This is a genomic window from Microbacterium sp., assembly GCF_035277845.1.
GTDB lineage: Bacteria > Actinomycetota > Actinomycetes > Actinomycetales > Microbacteriaceae > Microbacterium.
Genome location: NZ_DATEJS010000374.1, coordinates 1 through 20,431, shown reverse-complemented (window position 1 = coordinate 20,431; position 20,431 = coordinate 1). Strand labels below are relative to the sequence as shown.

At 70.9% G+C, this 20,431-nt stretch carries 18 protein-coding genes; 7 read left to right on the top strand and 11 right to left on the bottom strand.

All coding sequences use genetic code 11. The annotated features are described in order from the left end of the window. Positions 1-779 (top strand): LysM peptidoglycan-binding domain-containing protein (locus tag VJR25_RS16685; RefSeq protein WP_324117069.1); only part of this gene is annotated, 779 nt, incomplete at its 5' end. 106 nt (positions 780-885) lie between these two features. Continuing rightward, positions 886-2,853, top strand: a complete 1,968-nt coding sequence (pknB, locus tag VJR25_RS16680; protein ID WP_324117067.1) for a Stk1 family PASTA domain-containing Ser/Thr kinase — start codon at positions 886-888, stop codon at positions 2,851-2,853. Between the two features lie 105 nt (positions 2,854-2,958). On the opposite strand, the gene VJR25_RS16675 is transcribed toward pknB, so the two are convergent. The 3 genes from VJR25_RS16675 to VJR25_RS16665 all read right to left on the bottom strand — a co-directional run bounded on the left by VJR25_RS16675 (position 2,959) and on the right by VJR25_RS16665 (position 6,022). After that, a complete protein-coding gene (locus VJR25_RS16675) occupies positions 2,959-4,296 on the bottom strand; it encodes a class II 3-deoxy-7-phosphoheptulonate synthase (RefSeq protein ID WP_324117066.1) in 1,338 nt (445 codons plus the stop codon). Positions 4,297-4,382: 86 nt separating this feature from the next. Further along, complete coding sequence (locus VJR25_RS16670) at positions 4,383-5,072, bottom strand: lysophospholipid acyltransferase family protein (RefSeq protein ID WP_324117064.1); 690 nt, start codon at positions 5,070-5,072, stop codon at positions 4,383-4,385. Positions 5,073-5,077: 5 nt separating this feature from the next. After that, a complete protein-coding gene (locus VJR25_RS16665; protein WP_324117062.1) occupies positions 5,078-6,022 on the bottom strand; it encodes an ROK family protein in 945 nt (314 codons plus the stop codon). A 101-nt stretch (positions 6,023-6,123) separates the two neighbouring features. On the opposite strand from VJR25_RS16665, the gene VJR25_RS16660 reads away from it, so the two are divergent. Further along, a complete protein-coding gene (locus VJR25_RS16660) occupies positions 6,124-7,950 on the top strand; it encodes a long-chain fatty acid--CoA ligase (protein WP_324117060.1) in 1,827 nt (608 codons plus the stop codon). A gap of 15 nt (positions 7,951-7,965) precedes the next feature. Here the strand turns inward: VJR25_RS16660 and VJR25_RS16655 are convergent, their stop codons facing one another. Genes VJR25_RS16655 through VJR25_RS16645 form a run of 3 tightly spaced genes read right to left on the bottom strand, consistent with a single transcriptional unit; the run spans position 7,966 to position 13,600 of the window. Then, on the bottom strand, positions 7,966-8,457 hold the full coding sequence (locus tag VJR25_RS16655; RefSeq protein WP_324117057.1) for a peptide deformylase: 492 nt from the start codon (positions 8,455-8,457) through the stop codon (positions 7,966-7,968). Position 8,458: 1 nt separating this feature from the next. Beyond that, the gene (locus VJR25_RS16650) at positions 8,459-10,144 is read right to left on the bottom strand and encodes a MinD/ParA family ATP-binding protein (RefSeq protein ID WP_414683813.1); all 1,686 of its coding nucleotides are present in this window, start codon (positions 10,142-10,144) and stop codon (positions 8,459-8,461) included. 48 nt (positions 10,145-10,192) lie between these two features. Beyond that, a complete protein-coding gene (locus VJR25_RS16645) occupies positions 10,193-13,600 on the bottom strand; it encodes a pyruvate carboxylase (protein ID WP_324117053.1) in 3,408 nt (1,135 codons plus the stop codon). Positions 13,601-13,738: 138 nt separating this feature from the next. Between VJR25_RS16645 and VJR25_RS16640 the strand changes: the two genes are divergently transcribed. Then, on the top strand, positions 13,739-14,551 hold the full coding sequence (locus VJR25_RS16640; protein WP_324117051.1) for a ParA family protein: 813 nt from the start codon (positions 13,739-13,741) through the stop codon (positions 14,549-14,551). 69 nt (positions 14,552-14,620) lie between these two features. On the opposite strand, the gene VJR25_RS16635 is transcribed toward VJR25_RS16640, so the two are convergent. The 3 genes from VJR25_RS16635 to VJR25_RS16625 all read right to left on the bottom strand — a co-directional run bounded on the left by VJR25_RS16635 (position 14,621) and on the right by VJR25_RS16625 (position 16,439). Further along, positions 14,621-15,166, bottom strand: a complete 546-nt coding sequence (locus VJR25_RS16635) for a MerR family transcriptional regulator (RefSeq protein WP_324117048.1) — start codon at positions 15,164-15,166, stop codon at positions 14,621-14,623. 89 nt (positions 15,167-15,255) lie between these two features. Continuing rightward, positions 15,256-15,945 carry a MerR family transcriptional regulator gene (locus VJR25_RS16630; RefSeq protein ID WP_324117074.1) on the bottom strand — a complete coding sequence of 230 codons (690 nt, stop codon included), beginning with the start codon at positions 15,943-15,945 and terminating at the stop codon, positions 15,256-15,258. After that, positions 15,945-16,439, bottom strand: a complete 495-nt coding sequence (locus tag VJR25_RS16625) for an FHA domain-containing protein (RefSeq protein WP_324117046.1) — start codon at positions 16,437-16,439, stop codon at positions 15,945-15,947. Before VJR25_RS16625 ends, VJR25_RS16630 begins: the two co-directional genes overlap by 1 nt. A 182-nt stretch (positions 16,440-16,621) precedes the next feature. On the opposite strand from VJR25_RS16625, the gene VJR25_RS16620 reads away from it, so the two are divergent. Beyond that, on the top strand, positions 16,622-16,972 hold the full coding sequence (locus tag VJR25_RS16620) for a hypothetical protein (RefSeq protein WP_324117044.1): 351 nt from the start codon (positions 16,622-16,624) through the stop codon (positions 16,970-16,972). 58 nt (positions 16,973-17,030) lie between these two features. On the opposite strand, the gene VJR25_RS16615 is transcribed toward VJR25_RS16620, so the two are convergent. After that, entirely contained in the window at positions 17,031-17,420 is a 390-nt protein-coding gene (locus VJR25_RS16615) for a hypothetical protein (protein WP_324117072.1), read from the bottom strand. Between the two features lie 111 nt (positions 17,421-17,531). On the opposite strand from VJR25_RS16615, the gene VJR25_RS16610 reads away from it, so the two are divergent. Together VJR25_RS16610 and lpdA are read left to right on the top strand one after the other, a co-directional pair. Beyond that, on the top strand, positions 17,532-18,152 hold the full coding sequence (locus VJR25_RS16610) for a copper resistance CopC family protein (RefSeq protein WP_324117041.1): 621 nt from the start codon (positions 17,532-17,534) through the stop codon (positions 18,150-18,152). Positions 18,153-18,174: 22 nt separating this feature from the next. Beyond that, a complete protein-coding gene (lpdA, locus tag VJR25_RS16605; RefSeq protein ID WP_324117039.1) occupies positions 18,175-19,572 on the top strand; it encodes a dihydrolipoyl dehydrogenase in 1,398 nt (465 codons plus the stop codon). A 142-nt stretch (positions 19,573-19,714) separates the two neighbouring features. Here lpdA and VJR25_RS16600 read toward each other — a convergent pair. Next, the coding region (locus VJR25_RS16600; protein WP_324117036.1) for an endonuclease domain-containing protein at positions 19,715-20,431 on the bottom strand (717 nt) is incomplete at its 5' end.

Here is a 20,431-nt window from a genome sequence, read left to right as displayed (position 1 = left end):
GCAGCGCGAACACCGTGAAGTCCGGCGACACCGTCTCGGTGATCGCCGCGCGGTACGGCGTGAGCGTCGCCGACATCGTCACGGCGAACAAGCTGCGCAGCGCCGGCGTCATCTACGTCGGCCAGCGCCTCGTGATCCAGCGCGGCGCGGCAGCGTCCGCCGGACAGCCCGCCGGGTCTGCGGGCAGTGGCGGCTCGGGCCCGGCACCGGCCGGCAGCGCCACGACGGGGTCGCGGTACGTGATCCGCTCGGGCGACACCATCAGCGCGATCGCCGCGCACTACCACGTCACGATCGCCGCGCTCCTGAAGGCCAACGCGCTGTCGATGTCGTCGATCATCTACCCGGGCCAGGCGCTGAAGATCCCGAGCCTCATCATCGACGGACTGACCGCCGAGCAGTCGGCGAACGTCCGCACCATCGTGGCCGTCGGCCGCTCGCTGGGCGTGCCGGACCGCGGGATCGAGATCGCCCTCGGCACGGCCATGACCGAGTCGGGCCTGCGCAACCTGAACTACGGCGACCGCGACTCGCTCGGCCTGTTCCAGCAGCGTCCCAGCACCGGCTGGGGCACCAAGGCGCAGATCCTCGACCCGGTGTCGTCGACGACGGCCTTCTTCGTCGGGCGCGGGCACGCGACGCGCGGCCTCCTCGACATCAAGGGCTGGCAGCAGATGCCGTTCACCAAGGCCGCGCAGGCGGTGCAGGTCTCGGCGTTCCCGAACGCGTACGCGCCGTGGGAGAAGCCCTCCGCCCGCTGGCTTGCCGCCGCGGACTGACGACCGCACGGCGGCAGGTCTCGATCCGGTTGCGATCAGCGGTTTCCCGGGGATGTCGGGCGAGGCGCTCCCGACCCTCACAGCCTGCGCTTCGTAGACTTTCTGCGTGAGCACGAGCCAGCAGACGGACCCGCTGATCGGCCGTCTGGTCGACGGCCGGTACCGCGTGCGTGCTCGCATCGCGCGAGGCGGTATGGCGACCGTCTACGTCGCCACCGACCTGCGGCTGGAGCGCCGCGTGGCGCTGAAGGTGATGCACAGCCACCTCAGCGACGACGCCGTGTTCCAGAGCCGCTTCATCCAGGAAGCGCGTGCCGCCGCACGGCTGGCCGACCCGCACGTGGTGAACGTGTTCGACCAGGGTCAGGACCTCGACATGGCGTACCTCGTCATGGAGTACCTGCCCGGGATCACCCTGCGCGACCTGCTGCGCCAGCAGGGACGACTCACCATCGCCCAGGCGGTCAGCATCATGGATGCCGTGCTCTCGGGCCTCGGCGCCGCGCACCGCGCCGGCATCGTGCACCGGGACGTCAAGCCGGAGAACGTGCTGCTGGCCGAGGACGGCCGCATCAAGATCGGCGACTTCGGCCTGGCGCGTGCGACCACCGCGAACACGGCCACCGGGCAGATGCTGCTCGGCACGATCGCGTACCTCGCGCCCGAGCTCGTCACGCGCGGCACCGCGGACGCGCGCAGCGACATCTACGCGCTCGGCATCATGCTCTACGAGATGCTCGCCGGCGAGCAGCCGTACAAGGGCGAGCAGCCGATGCAGATCGCCTACCAGCACGCCACGGACTCGGTGCCGCGTCCGAGCGTGAAGAATCCGGGCGTGCCGGAGCAGCTCGACGAGCTCGTGCTGTGGGCCACCGAGCGCACCCCCGACGACCGGCCGGCCGACGCCGACGAGATGCTCGCGCGGCTGCGCGAGATCGAGAAGCAGCTCGACATCACCCCCAAGGCCCAGCCTGCCCCGTCCACCGGAACGGCCGTCACCGAGCAATTCGACTCCGACGAGCTGACCAAGATGCTGCCGCCGACGCCGACGGGGCCGATCACCCAGATCGAGGACGTCGACAACGCCGCGCGCCTGCGCCGCACGACCCGGCGGCGCGCGTCACGCGGCGCGTGGACGCTGCTGCTCGTGGTGGTGCTCGCCGCCGCGGCGGGCGGGATCGGCTGGTGGTTCGGATCGGGTCCGGGCTCGTACCTGCCGGTTCCGGTGCTCGTCGGCAAGACGTATGCGCAGGCCCGCGTCGCCCTCGCCGAACAGCAGCTCATCGCCACCCGGCAGGAGCGGTTCGACCTGCACGTCCGCGAGGGACTCGTGATCGGCTCGAACCCGCAAGCGGGCACCCGGCTCGACAAGGGCACGTCCGTCGCCGTCGTCATCTCGCTCGGTCCGCAGCCGCACGACATCCCATCGCTCGGCGGGGACAGCGAGACCGATGCGCGCGCCCAGCTCGCCGGCGCCAAGCTCACCGTGGCCGGCAACGACGCGCAGCTCTTCTCGAACGACGTCTCCGCGGGCGACGTCATCCGGGTCGAAGTCACCCCGCGGGGCCGCACGAAGTCGATCGACTGCACGGACGGCTGCCGCGTGCACGAGGGCGATTCCGCTGCGCTGACCGTGTCCGTCGGCTCGGTGCCGTCGGTCGCCGGCATGACCGTGGACCAGGCGACCCGCACCCTCACCACGGCGGGGCTCCTGGTCTCGCCGCAGGAGCAGCAGCAGTTCAGCGGGTCCGTGGCCAAGGGCACCGTGATCGGCATGGCCGATCGCCCCGGCGGCGGCAGCTGGAAGCCGGGCGACACCGCGACCCTCATCGTGTCCAAGGGCCCGCAGCTGTTCTCCGTTCCCACCGTGGTCGGGAAGACCCGGGACCAGGCCAAGCAGCTCCTCGCCAACGCGGGCTTCCAGGCGTCATACAACGCGTTCTGGAACTTTCCCGGCGACTCCTCCACGAGGGTGACCGGTCAGAGCCCGGACAGCAGCGCGACGTGCAATGCGGACGGCACCATGTGCGCCCGCGGCTCGACGATCGACCTGACGATCACCGGATCGTTCTGATCCACCCGTACCCGAGCCCTCACTGAAATACGCGAACCCTGCTCGAAATACGGCTCCAGTGCGTATTTCGAGCAGGGTTCGCGTATTCGGGTGAGGGTTCGCGCGTCAGCTGCGCTCGAGCTCCTCGGCCACGAGGAAGGCGAGCTCGAGGCTCTGCATGTGGTTCAGGCGCGGGTCGCACAGCGACTCGTAGCGGGTCGCGAGCGTCTGCTCGTCGATCTGCTCGGATCCGCCGAGGCACTCGGTGACATCGTCGCCGGTGAGCTCGACGTGGATGCCGCCGGGGTGGGTGCCCACGGCCCGGTGCGCCTCGAAGAAGCCGCGCACCTCGTCGACCACGTCGTCGAAGCGACGCGTCTTGTACCCGGTGGGCGTGGTGATGCCGTTGCCGTGCATGGGATCGGTGACCCACAGCGGCGACGCGCCGGCATCCTTCACGGCCTCGAGCAGCGGCGGCAGCGCGTCGCGGATCTTGCCCGCGCCCATGCGCGTGATGAAGGTCAGGCGGCCCGGCTCGCGCTGCGGATCGAGCTTGTCGATGAGCGCCAGCGCGGTGTCGGGGCTCGTGGTCGGACCGAGCTTCACGCCGATCGGGTTGCGGATCTGCGCGAAGTAGTCGATGTGGGCGCCGTCCAGGTCGCGCGTGCGCTCCCCGATCCAGAGGAAGTGGCCGGACGTGTTGTAGGGCAGTCCGGTGCGCGAGTCGATGCGGGTCATGGGGCGCTCGTAGTCCATGAGCAGGCCCTCGTGACCGGTGTAGAAGTCGACGCGCTTGAGCTCCTCGAAGTCGGCCCCGGCCGCGGCCATGAACTTGATGGCACGGTCGATCTCGGATGCCAGGCCCTCGTAGCGCTGGTTGGCGGGGTTGGCGGCGAAGCCCTTGTTCCACGAGTGCACCTCGCGCAGGTCGGCGAAACCGCCCTGCGTGAAGGCGCGGATGAGGTTCAGGGTCGACGCGGCCGTGTGGTAGCCCTTGAGCAGGCGCTGCGGGTCGGCGCGGCGCGAGCCCTCGGTGAAGTCGTAGCCGTTGACGATGTCGCCGCGGTAGGCGGGCAGTGTGACGTCGCCGCGCGTCTCGGTGTCGCTGGAGCGGGGCTTCGCGAACTGGCCCGCCATGCGGCCCATCTTCACGACCGGCATCGACGCCCCGTATGTGAGCACCACGGCCATCTGCAGCACCGTCTTGATGCGGTTGCGGATCTGCTCCGCGGTCGCGCCCGCGAACGTCTCGGCGCAGTCGCCGCCCTGCAGCAGGAAAGCCCCGCCCGCGGCGGCCTGGCCGAGCTGCGTGCGCAGCTGGTCGACCTCACCGGCGAACACGAGCGGCGGCAGCGAGGCGATCTCGGAGGAGGCCGCGGCGACGGCGTCGAGGTCGTCCCACAGCGGCTGCTGCTTGATGGGGAGGGAGCGCCAGCGATCGAGATCGAAGGAGGGCTGTGGCATCCGATCAGTCTACTGGGAGCGGGACGCCCGCTCGCGCCCGGGCCCCCAGCGGGGCGCGAGACATCCGCTCGCCGCGCGCGGGTTGGTCAGGCCGGTCGCTTCGCGAGGCGGTCCTTGACCGCCGAGGCGTAGACGTCCTCGTACTCCTGCTGACCGAGCCGCTGCAGCGCGACCGTGATCTCGTCGGCGACCGAGCGCAGGATGTAGCGGTCGCCCTCCATGCCGGCGAACCGGGAGAAGTCGAGCGGTTCGCCGATGATCATGCCCACGCGCATGATGCGGGGCATCCGGCGCCCGATCGGCATCATCGTGTCGGTGTCGACCATCACCACCGGCACCACCGGGACCCGGGCCTCGAGCGCCATGCGGGCGATGCCGGTGCGCGCCCGGTACAGCTTGCCGTCAGGGCTGCGCGTGCCCTCCGGATAGATGCCGAGCAGGTCGCCCTTGCCGAGCACCTGCAGGCCGGTGTTCAGGGATGCCTCGGAGGCCTTGCCGCCGGAGCGGTCGATGGGGAGTTGCCCGGTGCCCTTGAAGAAGAGCCGCGTCGCCCAGCCCTTGAGCCCCTTGCCGGTGAAGTAGTCGCTCTTCGCGAGGAACGTCATGGGACGCTCGAGCATCAGCGGCAGGAAGATCGAGTCGGCGAACGACAGATGGTTGCTCGCGAGGATCGCGGCGCCGTGCGCGGGGACGTTCTTGCGTCCGATGATCCAGGGCCGGAAGATCGCCTTGACCAGCGGACCGATCACGATGTACTTCATCAGCCAGTAGAACATCGGCGTCAGGCGCTCCCCGCCGCCGCGGCCGCCAGGTCGGCCACCCCGATGATGCCGGCGTCGTTGACGAGCCGCGCGATCTCGAAGGTGGCGATGGGCCGGTCGGCGAACCCCGGGACCGCGCTCTCGTACGCGGTGCGGATCGGCCGCAGCAGGTCCTCGCCGAGCTGGGCGACACCGCCGCCGATCACGAAGATCTCGGGATCGAGCACCGCCTGGAATCCGCCGCACGCCTCGCCGAGAGCGGTCGCGACGCGGCGCAGGGCCTCGATCGCGCCGGGGTCGCCGGCCAGGACGAGACGCGAGACCGCCTCGCCGTGGATGGTGCCCCGTTCGATGCGCAGGGCCGCCAGGGCGGCGCCGATGCCGCCGGCGTCCGCGATGTCGTTGGCCTCGCGCTGCAGCGCCCGCCCGGAGGCGTACTGCTCGAGGCATCCGTGCTGGCCGCACCCGCAGAGGCGCCCGTTGCGCTCGAAGCGCACGTGGCCGAGCTCGCCGCCGATGCCGTGCCCGCCGTGGAACAGCTCGCCGCCGAGCACCACCGCTCCCCCGACGCCCGTGCCGAGGGTCAGCATCACCATGTCGGCGTTGTCGCGCCCGGCGCCGAAGCGGAACTCGGCCCAGCCGGCCGCGTTCGCATCGTTCTCGATCGTCACCGGCATGTGCAGGCGCGATTCGAGCTCCGCGCGCAGCGGCTCGTTGCGCCACGCGATGTTGGGCGCGTGGATGATCGTGGAGCGGTCCTTGGAGATGAAGCCCGCGGCGGCCACGCCGATCGCCCCGATGTCGTGCCGCTCCGCGAGGTGGCGGACCATGTCGACCACCGCCGTGGCGAGCTGCCGCGTGTCCGTGGGCGTGTCCACGCGCAGCTTCTCGACGATCACACCCTGGGCGTCGACGACGCCGCCTGCGATCTTGGTTCCACCGATGTCGATTCCGACTGAGAGCACCGCTGAAGTCTAGGGCAAGGCCCGTGCCGGGGGCGCCGGAGACCCGCGGTTAGACTCGAGTCAACGTCGATTCCGCGGTACCGAAGGAGATGCCGAGCACTATGCCCACCGAATTCGAGGTCGCCCCTCTCGTGCCCGCCGATCCGACCGCGAACATCGCCGGACTCCTCGTGGAGCGCGTGCGCGCCACACCCGACCAGGCATTGTTCGCGGTGCCGGCGGGAGACGGCTGGCGGGATGTCACGGCGGCCGAGTTCGAGCGCCAGGTGATCGCGCTGGCGAAGGGGTTCGTGGCATCCGGCGTGGAACCGGGCGACAAGATCGGCTTCGTCGCCCGCACCACCTACGAGTGGACGCTCGTCGACTTCGCGCTCTTCTACAGCGGCGCCGTGATGGTGCCGATCTACGAGACCAGCTCCGCCGCGCAGATCCAGTGGTACCTGTCGGACTCCGGAGCCGTCGGCTGCATCACGGAGCTCCCCGACCACACCGCGCGGCTGGTGGAGGCCCAGGCCGACCTGCCGGACGTCCGCCACGTCTGGCACATGCACGAGGGCGCGCTGGACGCGCTCGTCGCGGCCGGCGTCGACGTGCCCGACGACGAGATCGTGCGCCGTCGCGGCATCGCGCAGGGCGACGACATCGCGACCCTCATCTACACCTCCGGCTCGACCGGGCGTCCGAAGGGCTGCGTGCTCACCCACAGCAACTTCGTCGAGCTCGCCCGCAACGCGGTCACGTCGCTCGCCGAGGTCGTCTCGGTGCCCGGGGCGTCCACCCTGCTGTTCATCACGACCGCGCACGTGTTCGCGCGCTTCATCTCGATCCTCGACATCCACGCCGGCGTGAAGACCGGGCATCAGCCCGACACCCGTCAGCTGCTGCCGGCGCTCGGCTCGTTCCGGCCGACGTTCCTGCTCGCCGTCCCCCGCGTGTTCGAGAAGGTCTACAACTCGGCCGAGCAGAAGGCGGAGTCGGCCGGAAAGGGCCGGATCTTCCGGCGGGCCGCGCAGGTCGCGATCGACCACTCCCGCGTGCTGCAGGACGGCGGCCGGATGCCGCTGGGACTGAAGCTCCAGTTCGCCCTGTTCGACCGGCTCGTCTACAAGACCCTGCGCGACGCGATGGGCGGCCGGGTGGTCTACGCGATCTCGGGCTCGGCGCCTCTCGGTGAGCGCCTCGGGCACTTCTTCCACAGCCTCGGGATCACCGTGCTCGAAGGCTACGGGCTGACCGAGACCACGGCGCCGGCGACCGTCAACCAGGCCCGGAAGTCGAAGATCGGAACCGTCGGCCCGGTGCTGCCGGGCGTCGCCATCCGTCTCGCCGAGGACGGCGAGGTGCAGGTGCGCGGCGTGAACGTGTTCAAGGAGTACTGGCACAACCCCGAGGCCACCGCGGCCGCGTTCGACGACGGCTGGTTCCGCACCGGCGACCTCGGCTCGTTCGACGCCGACGGGTTCCTGTCGATCACCGGCCGCAAGAAGGAGATCATCGTCACCGCCGGCGGCAAGAACGTCGCCCCGGCCGTGCTCGAGGACCCGATCCGGGCCAACCCGGTCGTCGGGCAGGTCGTCGTCGTCGGCGAGAAGCGCCCGTTCATCGGCGCGCTCGTCACCCTCGACACCGAGATGCTTCCGACCTGGCTGCAGAACAACGGCCTGCCCGCCGACATGCCGCTCGCCGAGGCGTGCGAGAACCCTGCGGTGCGCGCCGAGGTGCAGAAGTCGGTCGACGCGGCCAACCAGCTGGTGTCGCGCGCGGAGTCGATCCGCAAGTTCACGATCCTGCCGACCGAGTGGACCGAGGCGAGCGGGCACCTGACGCCCAAGATGAGCATCAAGCGCAACGTCATCCTGGACGACTTCGCCGGCGACATCGAGGCGCTCTACACGGGCGCTCCGACCACCAACGTCCCGCTCGGCTGAACGCGCGGACGGCCCTCAGAACCAGTCGGACTCGCGGATCTCGCGCATCGCCACGCGGCGCACGTCGGGCGGGAGGCGGTCGATGTACAGCTTGCCGTCGAGGTGGTCGGTCTCGTGCTGCAGCGCCTGGGCCATCAGCCCCTCGCCCTCCAGCACGAGTTCGTTGCCGTCGAGGTCCATGCCGACGACCTTCGCGTACGGATGCCGCGGCACCTCGTGCCACAGGCCGGGGACCGACAGGCATCCCTCCCCGATCAGCTCGGGCTCGCCGGCGACCTCGACCACGACCGGGTTGAGCACATAGCCGATGACGCCGTCGACGTTGTAGCTGAACGCGCGCACGCCCACGCCGATCTGGTTCGCGGCGACGCCGGCGCGGCCGGGCAGTGCGACGGATTCCTCGAGGTCGCGCACGAGGGCCCGCACGCCGTCGTCGACGGCGTCGATCGGGGCGCACGTGCTGCGCAGCACGGGGTCGCCGAAGAGGCGGATGGCACGCACGGTCATGTCAGGACGCCCCGGACTCGCCGCGCAGGCCCGCGACGACCGCCTCCGCCAGGGCACGGGCGGCATCCCGGGTCGCCGGCTGCAGCTCGCGGAAGACGATGGCGCTGCCGGTCGCGATCTGCGCGTCGTACGGCATCTGCACGACGCGCCGCACGCGCGTGCCGAAGTGCGCTTCCAGCTCACCGGCGCGCACCAGAGGCGATCCCGGACGGGAGTTGTTCAGCACGACGATCGCGCCGCGCACGCGGTCGCGGAATCCGTTGGTCTCGAGCCATGTGAGCGTCTCGGACGCGAGCCGGGCCTCGTCGATGCTGAGACCCGAGACGATGACGAGCTGGTCGGCGGTGTCCAGGGTCGCCCCCATCACCGAGTGGACGATTCCGGTGCCCGTGTCGGTGAGCACGATCGAGTAGTAGTGCGCCGCGACGCGCGCGACCTCTTCGTAGTCGCGGTCGTTGAACGCCTCCGAGACGCGCGGGTCGGTGTCCGAGGCGAGCACGTCGAGGCGGGTCCGGTCGCGCGTGACGATGGTCGAGATGTCGTTGTAGCCGGTGACGGCGTCATGCGTGCGCACGAGGTCGCGCACGGTGTGGCCACTCGGCCGGGCGATGCGGTCGGCGAGCGTGCCGCGATCCGGGTTCGCGTCGATCGCGATGACCCGGTCGTCGCGTGCGTCGGCGAGGGCCATGCCGAGCAGGGTCGTCACGGTCGTCTTGCCGACGCCGCCCTTGCGCGAGAGCACCGGCACGAAGCGGGCGCCACCGGTGAGCGGCGCGGCGATGCGGCGGTCGAGTTCCTTGCGGGCCTTCGCGCGCTTGCCGTCGCCGAGGTTCAGCCGTCCGCCGGTCAGCGAGTACACCACGCGCGACCAGCCGCCCTCGGGCTCGGGCCGGGCGAGCCGGTGCTGGTCGAGCAGGCGGTCCGCGGTGAGGAGGTCCGCGCTCTCCCGGTCGGACTCGAACTCGCCGAAGCGCTTGGATGCCAGCTCCGGAGCCACGGTGCGGGCCGCGGCGGGGCGCTCGGTGTCGCGCGGGCGCGCGACCGGAACCGTCTGGTTCGCCTCCCGCCGGGTGGCGGGCACGGCGGTGAACTCCGTCGTCGCCGGGTGGTCGATGAAGGCGAACGCCTCGTCGATGACGGGCAGAGCGGGGTCCGCCTCGAATGCCTCCTCGGCATCGTCCTCGGCGACCGGCTCCGCCGCTGCGGGCGCGTCGGGCTCGGTGCCCACGGGCTCGAGGGGCTCCGGCCCGGCGGCCTCGGACACCTGCCAGGCATCGACCTCGTCCTGGACGTCGGATTCCGCAGGCGCGGAGTGGATGCCGGATGCCGGTGCCGCGAAGGCCTCCCCCGCATCGGGCTCCTCATCCGGCTCGTCGTCCTCGATCACGACGGCATCCTCGATGTCCTCGTCGTCCGCGGCGGGCGCCGGCTCGTCGCCGGGCTGCTCGGCCGCCTCGTCGTCGGGCTCGTCCTCGTCGTCGTCGAGGAACGCGGCCATCTCCACCTCGTCGCCGAAGATGTCGTCGTCATCGTCGTCGTCCGCCGCGGCACCGGGCACCACGACGTTCACCTGCGCGGTCGCACCGCCGAGGAAGTCGATGCTGGTGGTGTCGACGCCGACGGCGTCGGGCAGCACGCCGTTGTCTTCGGCGTCGTCGACGCGCTCATCGGGACGTTCGGGCGTCACGGTCATCTGCTCCGGGGGTCGAGCGGAAATTGGGCAATGTCGCCCAGATTACCCGCCGGGACGGATGATGACCAAAAGGTCGCCCGCCTCCACCTGGCGCGTTCCGTCGACGGCGAGCCGCTCCACGACACCCGGGATCGGCACCGTGATGGCCGCCTCCATCTTCATGGCCTCGATGCTCGCGACCGGCTGCCCGGCCTCCACGGCATCCCCGACGCCCACCTTCACCGTCACGACGCCGGAGAAGGGTGCCGCCACGTGGCCCGGGCGCGAGGTGTCCGCCTTCTCGGCGGGCGCGGCATCCACGTGGATGCTGCGGTCGCGCACGAACACCGGACGGAGCTGCCCGTTGAGGGTCGTCATGACCGAGCGCATGCCCTTCTCGTCGGCCTCGCCGATGGCCTCCAGGCCGATGTAGAGGGACACGCCGCGCTCGAGCTCGACGACGTGCTCGGTGCCGGGCGTGAGGCCGTACAGGTAGTCGGACGTGTCGAGCACGCTGAGGTCGCCGTACTGCTCGCGGTTGCGCTCGTAGGCGTCGGTCGGCGCCGGGAACAGCAACCGGTTCAGCCGCGCGCGGCGCACCTCGGGGGTGGATGCCAGCGCCTCGGTGTCCGCCTCGGTCAGGTCCGCGACGCGCGGCTGCACGTGGCGTCCGGCGAGCACCTTGGTGCGGAACGGCTCCGGCCAGCCGCCGGGAAGGTCGCCCAGTTCGCCGGCCATGAAGCCGACCACCGAGTCGGGCACGTCGTAGCGCTCCGGGTGCGCGGCGAAGTCCGCCGGGTCGGCGCGCTTCGCGGCGAGGGCCAGGGCGAGGTCGCCCACGACCTTCGACGACGGGGTCACCTTCGGGACGCGGCCGAGGATGTCGTTCGCGGCCGCGTACATGTCCTCGATGAGCTCGAAGTCGTCCGCGAGCCCCAGCGCGATGGCCTGCTGGCGCAGGTTGGACAGCTGCCCGCCTGGGATCTCGTGGTGGTAGACGCGGCCGGTGGGGCCGGGGAGCCCGGATTCGAACGGACCGTAGAGGTGCCGCACCGCCTCCCAGTACGGCTCGAGGCTCGAGACGGCGTCGAGGTCGAGGCCGGTGTCCCGCTCGGTGTGCGCGAGCGCGGCGACGAGAGCCGACAGCGACGGCTGGCTGGTGGTGCCGGACATCGGGGCGGCGGCGGCATCCACCGCGTCCGCGCCCGCGGCCGAGGCTGCCAGCAGCGTCGCGAGCTGACCGCCCGCGGTGTCGTGCGTATGCACGTGCACGGGCAGGTCGAAGTTCTCGCGCAGCGCGGAGACGAGCCGGGATGCCGCGGCCGGGCGGAGGAGCCCCGCCATGTCCTTCACGGCGAGGATGTGCGCACCCGCGTCGACCATCTGCTCGGCCAGGCGCAGGTAGTAGTCGAGGGTGTAGAGGTCCTCGCGCGGGTTCAGCAGATCGCCGGTGTAGCACAGCGCGGTCTCGGCGACGGTCGTGCCGGTGGCGAGCACCGCGTCGATCGCCGGCCGCATCTGGGACACGTCGTTGAGGGCGTCGAAGATGCGGAAGACGTCCACGCCGGATGCCGCGGCCTCTGCCACGAACGCGTCGGTGACCGCCGTCGGGTACGGCGTGTAGCCGACGGTGTTCCGGCCGCGCAGCAGCATCTGGATGGCGACGTTCGGCAGCGCGTGGCGCAGCTTGTCGAGCCGCTCCCACGGGTCTTCGGCGAGGAAGCGCAGTGCGACGTCGTAGGTCGCGCCGCCCCAGGCCTCGACCGAGAGCAGCTGCGGGGTGAGACGCGCGACGTACGGCGCGACCGCCACGAGATCCTTCGTGCGCACGCGGGTCGCCAGCAGCGATTGATGTGCGTCGCGGAACGTCGTCTCGGTGACCGCGAGGGCGGTCTGCGCGCGCAGGTGCGCGGCGAAGCCCTGCGGCCCGAGCTCGGCCAGCAGCTGCCGGGATCCCGCCGGGGCCGGTGCGTGCAGGTCGGCGGCGGGCAGCTTCGAGACGGGGTCGGCGCCGGTGGGCCGCGGACCGTTCGGCTTGTTGACCGTGGCGTCCACGAGCCAGGCGAGGATCTTGGTGCCGCGGTCCTTGGAGGACCGCCCGCGCAGCAGCGCGGGCCGCTCGTCGATGAACGAGGTGGACAGGTCGCCGGCGATGAAGGCCGGGTCGTCGAGCACCGCCTGCAGGAACGGGATGTTGGTGGACACCCCGCGGATGCGGAACTCCGCCAGGGCCCGGCGCGCGCGCACCACGGCCGCGCCGAAGTCGCGTCCACGGCAGGTGAGCTTGGCGAGCATGGAGTCGAAGTGCGGGCTCACCTGGGAGCCGGCCGCCGTCGTGCCGCCGTCGATGCGGATGCCGCCGCCGCCCGGCGAGCGGTACGTGGTGATCTTGCCGGTGTCGGGACGGAATCCCTGCGTCGGGTCCTCGGTGGTGATGCGGCACTGGAGCGCGGCTCCGTGCAGCCGGATGGCATCCTGCGTGAGACCGAGGGATGCCAGATCCTCCCCCGCCGCGATGCGCATCTGCGCCTGGACGAGGTCGACGTCGGTGACCTCCTCGGTCACGGTGTGCTCCACCTGGATGCGCGGGTTCATCTCGATGAACACGGCCTCGCCGGCGCGGTCGCCGGCGGTCTCGAGCAGGAACTCGACGGTGCCGGCGTTGACGTAGCCGATCGATTCGGCGAACGCGACGGCGTGCCGGTGCAGCGCCTGTCGGACGTCCTCGTCGAGGTTCGGCGCGGGGGCGATCTCGATCACCTTCTGGTGGCGCCGCTGCACCGAGCAGTCGCGCTCGAACAGGTGCACGGTGTGGCCGGACTCGTCGGCGAGCACCTGCACCTCGACGTGGCGGGGGCGCTGCACGGCCTGCTCCAGGAACATGCGCGGGTCGCCGAACGCGCTGTTCGCCTCGCGCATGGCCTCGGCCAGCGCCGGGGCGAGCTCCGCCGGGTCGTCGACGCGGCGCATCCCGCGCCCGCCGCCGCCGGCGACGGCCTTGGCGAACAGCGGGAATCCGATGTCGTCGGCCTGGCCCAGCAGCACGTCGATGTCGTCCGAGGCCTCGGTCGACCGCAGCACGGGCACACCCGCGGCGATCGCGTGGTGCTTGGCGGTGACCTTGTTGCCGGCCATCTCGAGCACCCGCGAGGGCGGGCCGATGAAGGCGATGCCGTTCGCGGCCGCTTTGGCCGCCAGCTCCGGATTCTCCGAGAGGAACCCGTATCCGGGGTAGATGGCATCCGCTCCGGATGCCACCGCCACGCGGATGATCTCGTCGATGTCGAGGTATGCCCGGACCGGATGCCCCTTCTCGCCGATCAGGTACGCCTCGTCGGCCTTCAGCCGGTGCAGCGAGTTCCTGTCTTCGTAGGGGTAGACGGCGACGGTGCGGGCGCCGAGCTCGAATGCCGCGCGGAACGCGCGGATGGCGATCTCACCGCGGTTCGCGACCAGGATCTTGCGGAACATAGGTCTCCCGTTCCGGATGGGACGACCGGGCGTGCGCCCTGAGGGGACAGGGTGGCGCTCGCGCTGCGGGTGCAGTGCGGCGCCGGCCGTCGCTGGCTGAGTGTGCTCTCAGCCTAGGGGACGGTAACGTAGTGGCTTGTGCACGTCCTTTCCGTCAGCTCGCTCAAGGGTGGCGTCGGCAAGACGACCGTGACCCTCGGACTCGCCTCGGCCGCATTCGCGCGAGGAGTCCGCACGCTCGTCGTCGACCTCGACCCGCAGTCGGACGTGTCCACGGGAATGGACATCCAGGTCGCCGGCCGGCTCAACGTCGCCGACGTGCTCGCCAACCCCAAGGAGAAGACGGTCCGTCAGGCCATCACCTCCAGCGGCTGGGCGAAGGTGCATCCCGGCACGATCGACGTGATGATCGGCAGCCCGTCGGCGATCAACTTCGACGGCCCGCACCCGAGCGTGCGCGACGTGTGGAAGCTCGAGGAGGCCCTGGCCGCCGTCGAGGCGGACTACGACCTCGTGCTCGTCGACTGCGCCCCGTCGCTGAACGCGCTCACCCGCACCGCGTGGGCCGCGAGCGACCGCGTCATCGTCGTGACGGAGCCGGGCCTGTTCTCCGTCGCCGCCGCCGACCGCGCGCTGCGTGCGATCGAGGAGATCCGCCGCGGCCTGTCGCCCCGCCTGCAGCCCCTCGGCATCGTCGTCAACCGCGTGCGCCCCCAGTCCATCGAGCACCAGTTCCGCATCAAGGAGCTGCGCGACATGTTCGGCCCGCTGGTGCTCTCGCCCCAGCTGCCCGAGCGCACGTCGCTGCAGCAGGCCCAGGGCGCGGCGAAGCCCCTGCACATCTGGCCGGGCGACTCCGCGCAGGAGCTCGCAGCCGACTTCGACGCCCTGCTCGATCGCATCATGCGCGCGGGGCGGATCGAGACCCCGACCGCCACACACGTCGGCTGACGCGTCGGCCGGGCGCCCGCGTCGGCTGACCGCCTTGCGGACCGTTCGCGCGGTCGTCGCGCGACCGGGTCAGGCGGTGCGCTGGGTGCGACGGGCGGCGAGCTCGTCCATCGGGTCGGGCAGCTGCGGGTCGAAGTCGACGAGGGTCGACTCGACCTCGGTCAGCACCTTGCCGACGGCGATGCCGAAGACGCCCTGACCGCGGCTGACGAGGTCGATGACCTCGTCGTTCGACGTGCACAGGTAGACCGAGGCGCCGTCGCTCATGAGCGTGGTGCCGGCGAGGTCGTGGATGCCGGAGACGCGCAGCTGCTCGACCGCGGTGCGGATCTGCTGCAGCGAGATGCCGGTGTCGAGCAGGCGCTTGACGAGCTTCAGGACGAGGATGTCGCGGAAGCCGTACAGCCGCTGCGACCCCGAACCGCTCGCGCCGCGGACGGTCGGCACGACCAGCTCGGTGCGTGCCCAGTAGTCGAGCTGGCGGTAGGTGATTCCCGCCGCGCGGGCGGCCACGGCACCGCGGTAGCCGACTTCGTCGTCCATCTCGGGGAGACCGTCGGTGAACAGCAGCGTGGACGCGAACCTGGGCGCGCCGGCGCGGTCATCTGCCGTCATGCTGCTCCCCTCTCTGACTTCTTCAACGTTACGACCGCACCGGGTGCGCGGCAATGACCGCCGCCTCGGCGGCGTGTCGTGTCTCCCCCTCAGGAGACGATGCGCTCGAGCGCGTCCCGGACGAACAGCGCGCGCAGCTCGTCGATGCGCGATGTCAGCTGCGACGCGAGCTCGCCGGCCTTGCCGCGCGACGCCGAATCCGTGCGTCGCAGCAGCGGCGCCAGGGCCGATTCGACGAGGGCGACCTCGCGTTCGGCGGATTGCCGCAGCGCCCGCACATGCCGGGGCTGGATGCCGTGCCGGTCGAGCGCGACGAGGCCCCGCAGCAGGGCGAGCGAGTGGTCGGTGTACGACTCGGCGGGCGGGATGACCGACGCGCTGATCGCGTCGCTGAGCAGCTTCGGCGAGGCGCCGGCAGCGGCGATCAGCTCGTCGCGACGGTAGCGGCGGGGACCCGGCACGATGGAGGCCGGAAGGCCCGCTGCGAGCGGCGTCGGCTCGTGACCGGCATCCACCTCGTCGAGGTAGTCGCGGATCTTGGCGAGCGGCAGGTAGTGATCGCGCTGCAGGGTCAGCGCCAAGCGCAGCCGCTCGAGATCGGCCGGGCGGAACTTGCGGTAGCCGGATTCGGTGCGCTTCGGGTGCACGATGCCCTGCACCTCGAGGAAGCGGAGCTTGCTGGCCGTGAGGGCCGGGAACTCGGGGCTGAGCCGTGCCAGCACCTGACCGATGCTGAGCGCGGCCGCGGGTGCGGAGCGCGCCTGGCCGGCGGCCGCCATCACGCGCCCTGTGCTCCGGCCAGGTCGGCCGGGGAGACGAAGAAGTTGAGGCGGAACTTGCCGACGCGCACCTCGGCGCCGTTGACGAGCACGGCACGGTCGACCCGCTCGCCGTTCACGTAGGTGCCGTTCAGCGACCGCTGGTCGACGATCTCGAACCGGGTGCCGTCGCGGGTCACTTCCGCATGGCGACGCGACACCGTCACGTCGTCGAAGAAGATGTCGGCCTCGGGGTGACGACCGACGGTCGAGACGTCGGTGTCGAGCAGGTACCGTGCACCGGCGGTCGGGCCGGAGCGCACCAGCAGCAGCGCGGCGCCGCTGGGCAGCGCCTCGATGGCGGCCAGCTCGGCCGGGCCCAGCGCGCTGCCGAAGGGGACGAACGAGAGATCGGAATCGTGCCCGAATGTCTGGGTCGTATCGTTCGCGGGCGTATGCCCGGCGCCGGGTACGCGTCGGATGTCGGCCTGTTCAGGTCGGCGGTTCTCGTCCACGGTCGTCCTCCTCTTCACGCCAGCCTATCTGATGCGACCCACCACTCACAGGGGTCGCTCCCGTCTCTCCTTTCCCATCCGCCGGCGTGTTTCGCTCTGTTTCGGATCGCGTGCGCCGGGGGCCGCCCGCCCCTACCGTGGAATCACCAGGACACGAGTCCACCCGACGAAGGAGCCCCGCGATGACCACGCCGCACCGTCCGCCACTGCCCCTCGAGGTGCGTGAGCGAGCGGCGTGCATGTGCGCGGTCGGCGAGCAGTGCTCGACCTTCGCCCCGGGGCACGCGCTGCACCTCATCCAGGCGCGGCTGGCCTCCTCCACCCCGTCCGAGTGGGTGGACGCGGTCGTCGAGAGCACCGAGCCCGAGCTGGGCACCGTCACCGTGCACCGGATCGACGACGGCAGCCGCATCGAGGTGTGGACCGCGGCGGAGGCGGCATCCCTGCCCGCCCCCGGTTCCCCGGTGGCCCTGCACGGCCGCTACCACGTGCTCGCCGACGGCGCGCGCTGGCTGAACGTCGCCGGCATCTGAACGCAGCGGACGCCCTGGCCCCGCCTCGTCGGCGGACTCAGGGCGTCCCTCAGCCCGATCAGGCTGCCGCCATCGCGTCCTTCATCATCATGCAGGCGTCCATGCACGCCTTGCAGGCCTGAGCGCACATCATGCACACGTCGTTGTCGCTGTGGGCCATGCACATGTCCATGCACATCTGACACATGGCCATGCAGGCATCCAGCATCGACATCATGACGGCGGGGGTCATGCCCTGCATCCGCAGCATGCACCGCATCATCGTGTGACACATGTCCGCGCAGTTCATGCACGCGGGCGCGCAGTCCATGCCCTGCATCGAGCAGACCGTGCACGCCTGCTCGCAGGCGGCGCACGCATCCATGCACTTCTGCATCATGGCCATGTCCATCGCCGGCATGCCGGGCATCGACATCATGTCGCCGGAACGCATGGCGTCCATCATCATCGAATCCACGCCGCACCTCTCCTTCACTCGGATCAGGCAGGCGGACGCCCACCTGGCGCCAGCCTAGAACCCGTGCAGGGGTCTCGGAAAGACCCCGGGTAGGCTCCCGGCGTGATCTCGTCGACTCCGCACCGCTCCCCCCGGCAGACCCTGCAGCATCACGGCGCCGTGCGCCGGATCGCGACGGTGGCGGCATCCCTGCTGCTCGCCCTCGCGGGGGTCGCGGTCACGGCTCTGCCGGCCTCGGCCCACGACCAGCTGATCTCGACCAGCCCCTCGAACGGGGCCACCGTCTCGACCCTCCCCGCGCAGGTCACGCTCACGTTCGGCGAGGTCGTGCTCGACACCGACGGCGGCACGCAGGTCAAGGTGACGGATGCCACCGGCAAGACGATCAACGCCGGCCCGACCGTGGTGCAGGACAACGTGGTGACCCAGCGCGTGGCCGGCGCCGCGGCGGGGAAGGTGACGGTGCTCTGGCGGGTCATCTCGGAGGACGGGCATCCCGTCTCGGGCTCGTTCGCGTTCACCGTGCGGAACGGGACCACGGCGGCCGCGGTCCCGACGAGCAGGCCGTCGCCGACGAGCGCGCCGGTGGCATCCTCCTCGGCCCCGATCATCTGGGTGGTCGTCGGGATCGTCGCAGCGGTCGCGATCGTGGTCGTGATCGCGGTGCTGGTGTCGCGCCGGCGGCCGGATGACACAGAATCCTCGGACGACCAAGAGTCCTGACCGCGACCGATAGGCTTGCAGCATGCCCCATTACGACGTCGTCATCCTCGGCGCGGGTCCCGGCGGATACGTCGCGGCCGTGCGCAGTGCCCAGCTCGGCAAGTCCGTTGCCGTCATCGAAGAGAAGTACTGGGGCGGGATCTGCCTCAACGTCGGCTGCATCCCCTCGAAGGCGCTGCTGAAGAACGCCGACCTCGCGCACCAGTTCCACCACAAGGCGGACCTGTTCGGCATCTCCGGTGACGTGCACTTCGACTTCGGCAAGGCATGGGACCGCAGCCGCACCGTGGCCAACGGCCACGTCAAGGGCATCCACTACCTGATGAAGAAGAACAAGGTCACCGAGTACGAGGGCCGCGGCACGTTCGTCGACGCGCACACCATCGACGTGGCCAAGGCCGACGGCACGAGCGAGCGCGTGACGTTCGACAACGCCATCATCTCGACCGGCTCGAAGGTGCGCAGCCTTCCGGGCGTCGAGATCGGCGGCAACATCGTGACGTTCGAGGAGCAGATCCTCACGCGCGAATTGCCCGAGTCGATCGTCATCGTCGGCGCCGGCGCCATCGGCATGGAGTTCGGCTTCGTGCTGGCCAACTACGGCGTCAAGGTCACCATCATCGAGTTCCTCCCCCGCGCCCTCCCCAACGAGGACGAGGAGGTCTCGAAGGAGATCGCCAAGCAGTACAAGAGCTACGGCATCGACATCCTCACCTCGACCCGCGTGGGCTCGGTCGTCGACAACGGCTCGTCCGTGCACGTCGCGTACACCGACAAGGACGGCAATCCCGGCCAGATCGACGCCGACAAGGTGCTCATGTCGGTCGGCTTCGCCCCGAACGTCGAGGGCTACGGGCTGGAGAAGACCGGCGTCACGCTCACCGACCGCGGCGCCATCGAGATCGACGACTACATGCGCACCAACGTGCCCGGCATCTACGCGATCGGCGACGTCACCGCGAAGCTGCAGCTGGCCCACGTGGCCGAGGCACAGGGGGTCGTCGCCGCCGAGACCATCGCCGGTGCCGAGACCATGGCGCTCGGCGACTACCGCATGATGCCGCGCGCCACGTTCTGCTCCCCGCAGGTGGCGTCGTTCGGCCTCACCGAGGCGCAGGCGCGCGAGGCGGGCTACGACGTCAAGGTCGCCAAGTTCCCGTTCTCGGCCAACGGCAAGGCCAACGGCCTCGGCGAGCCGGTCGGCTTCGTCAAGGTGATCGCCGACGCCGAGCACCTGGAGCTCCTCGGCGCCCACCTGATCGGACCGGACGTCTCGGAGCTTCTGCCCGAGCTGACCCTCGCGCAGAAGTGGGACATCACCGCGCTCGAGGCGGCCCGCAACGTGCACACGCACCCGACGCTGTCGGAGGCGCTGCAGGAGGCCTTCCACGGCCTCGCCGGGCACATGATCAACCTGTAAGGCATCCGCTCGTCGAAGGCGCCGCTCCCCCTGGGGGCGGCGCCTTCTGCGTGTCGCGGGGCTGGGTGCCTTCTGCGTGTGACGACGGGAGGGGATGCGACGAGCGGAGGATGCTTCGGGGCGGCGGCATCCTCCGCTCGTGTCATCTCCTCCGCTCGTCGCGCTTTTCGTGGAGCCCCTGGGCGATCGCACGCATGAGCAGGGCCTGCACCGACGGCCAGTCGTGCACCACCTGGGCGTAGCCGACCCGGATCACGTGATAGCCCATCAGCATGAGCTGCGCATCGTGGGCGATGTCGGACGTGCGCTGCGCGCCGACGTGGTGACCGCCGTCGATCTGCAGCACCAGGCAATCGCCGAACAGGAAGTCCACGTCGTGTCCCGCGATGCTCACCTGCGGCAGCACCCGCACCGGCCATCGCCGCGTGCGGTGCAGCACGAGCGTTTCGAGACCGGAGTCCACGAAGGGGTCCGCGGACTCGAGCACGGTGCGCGCTGTCCCGGTGAACGGCAGCCGCCGCAGGGCCTCGAGCGTCACCAGCTGCCTGCGCAGCGCCGAGTCCCAGATCGCGAGGGCCGCCTCGAGCGGCTGGCAGCGGGCGACGGTGGCGAGGACGTTCTCCACCGCGTCGACGAGCTCCGCGCGGTCCCGCGGAATGAGCGGCGAATGGCGGTGGACGATCGTACCCGGGGCGACGTCGATGCGCCCGCGGTGGGGGTCGGCCGCGACGTGGGCTGCCGTGCCTTCGTCGAGCACCCACAGCCCGAGGCGTCGCGCCTGGGTGATGCAGCTGACGACGACGCCGGCCTTGGCCGCCGCGCGCAGATGAGCGTCGGCATCCGGCAGGGCGATCCATAC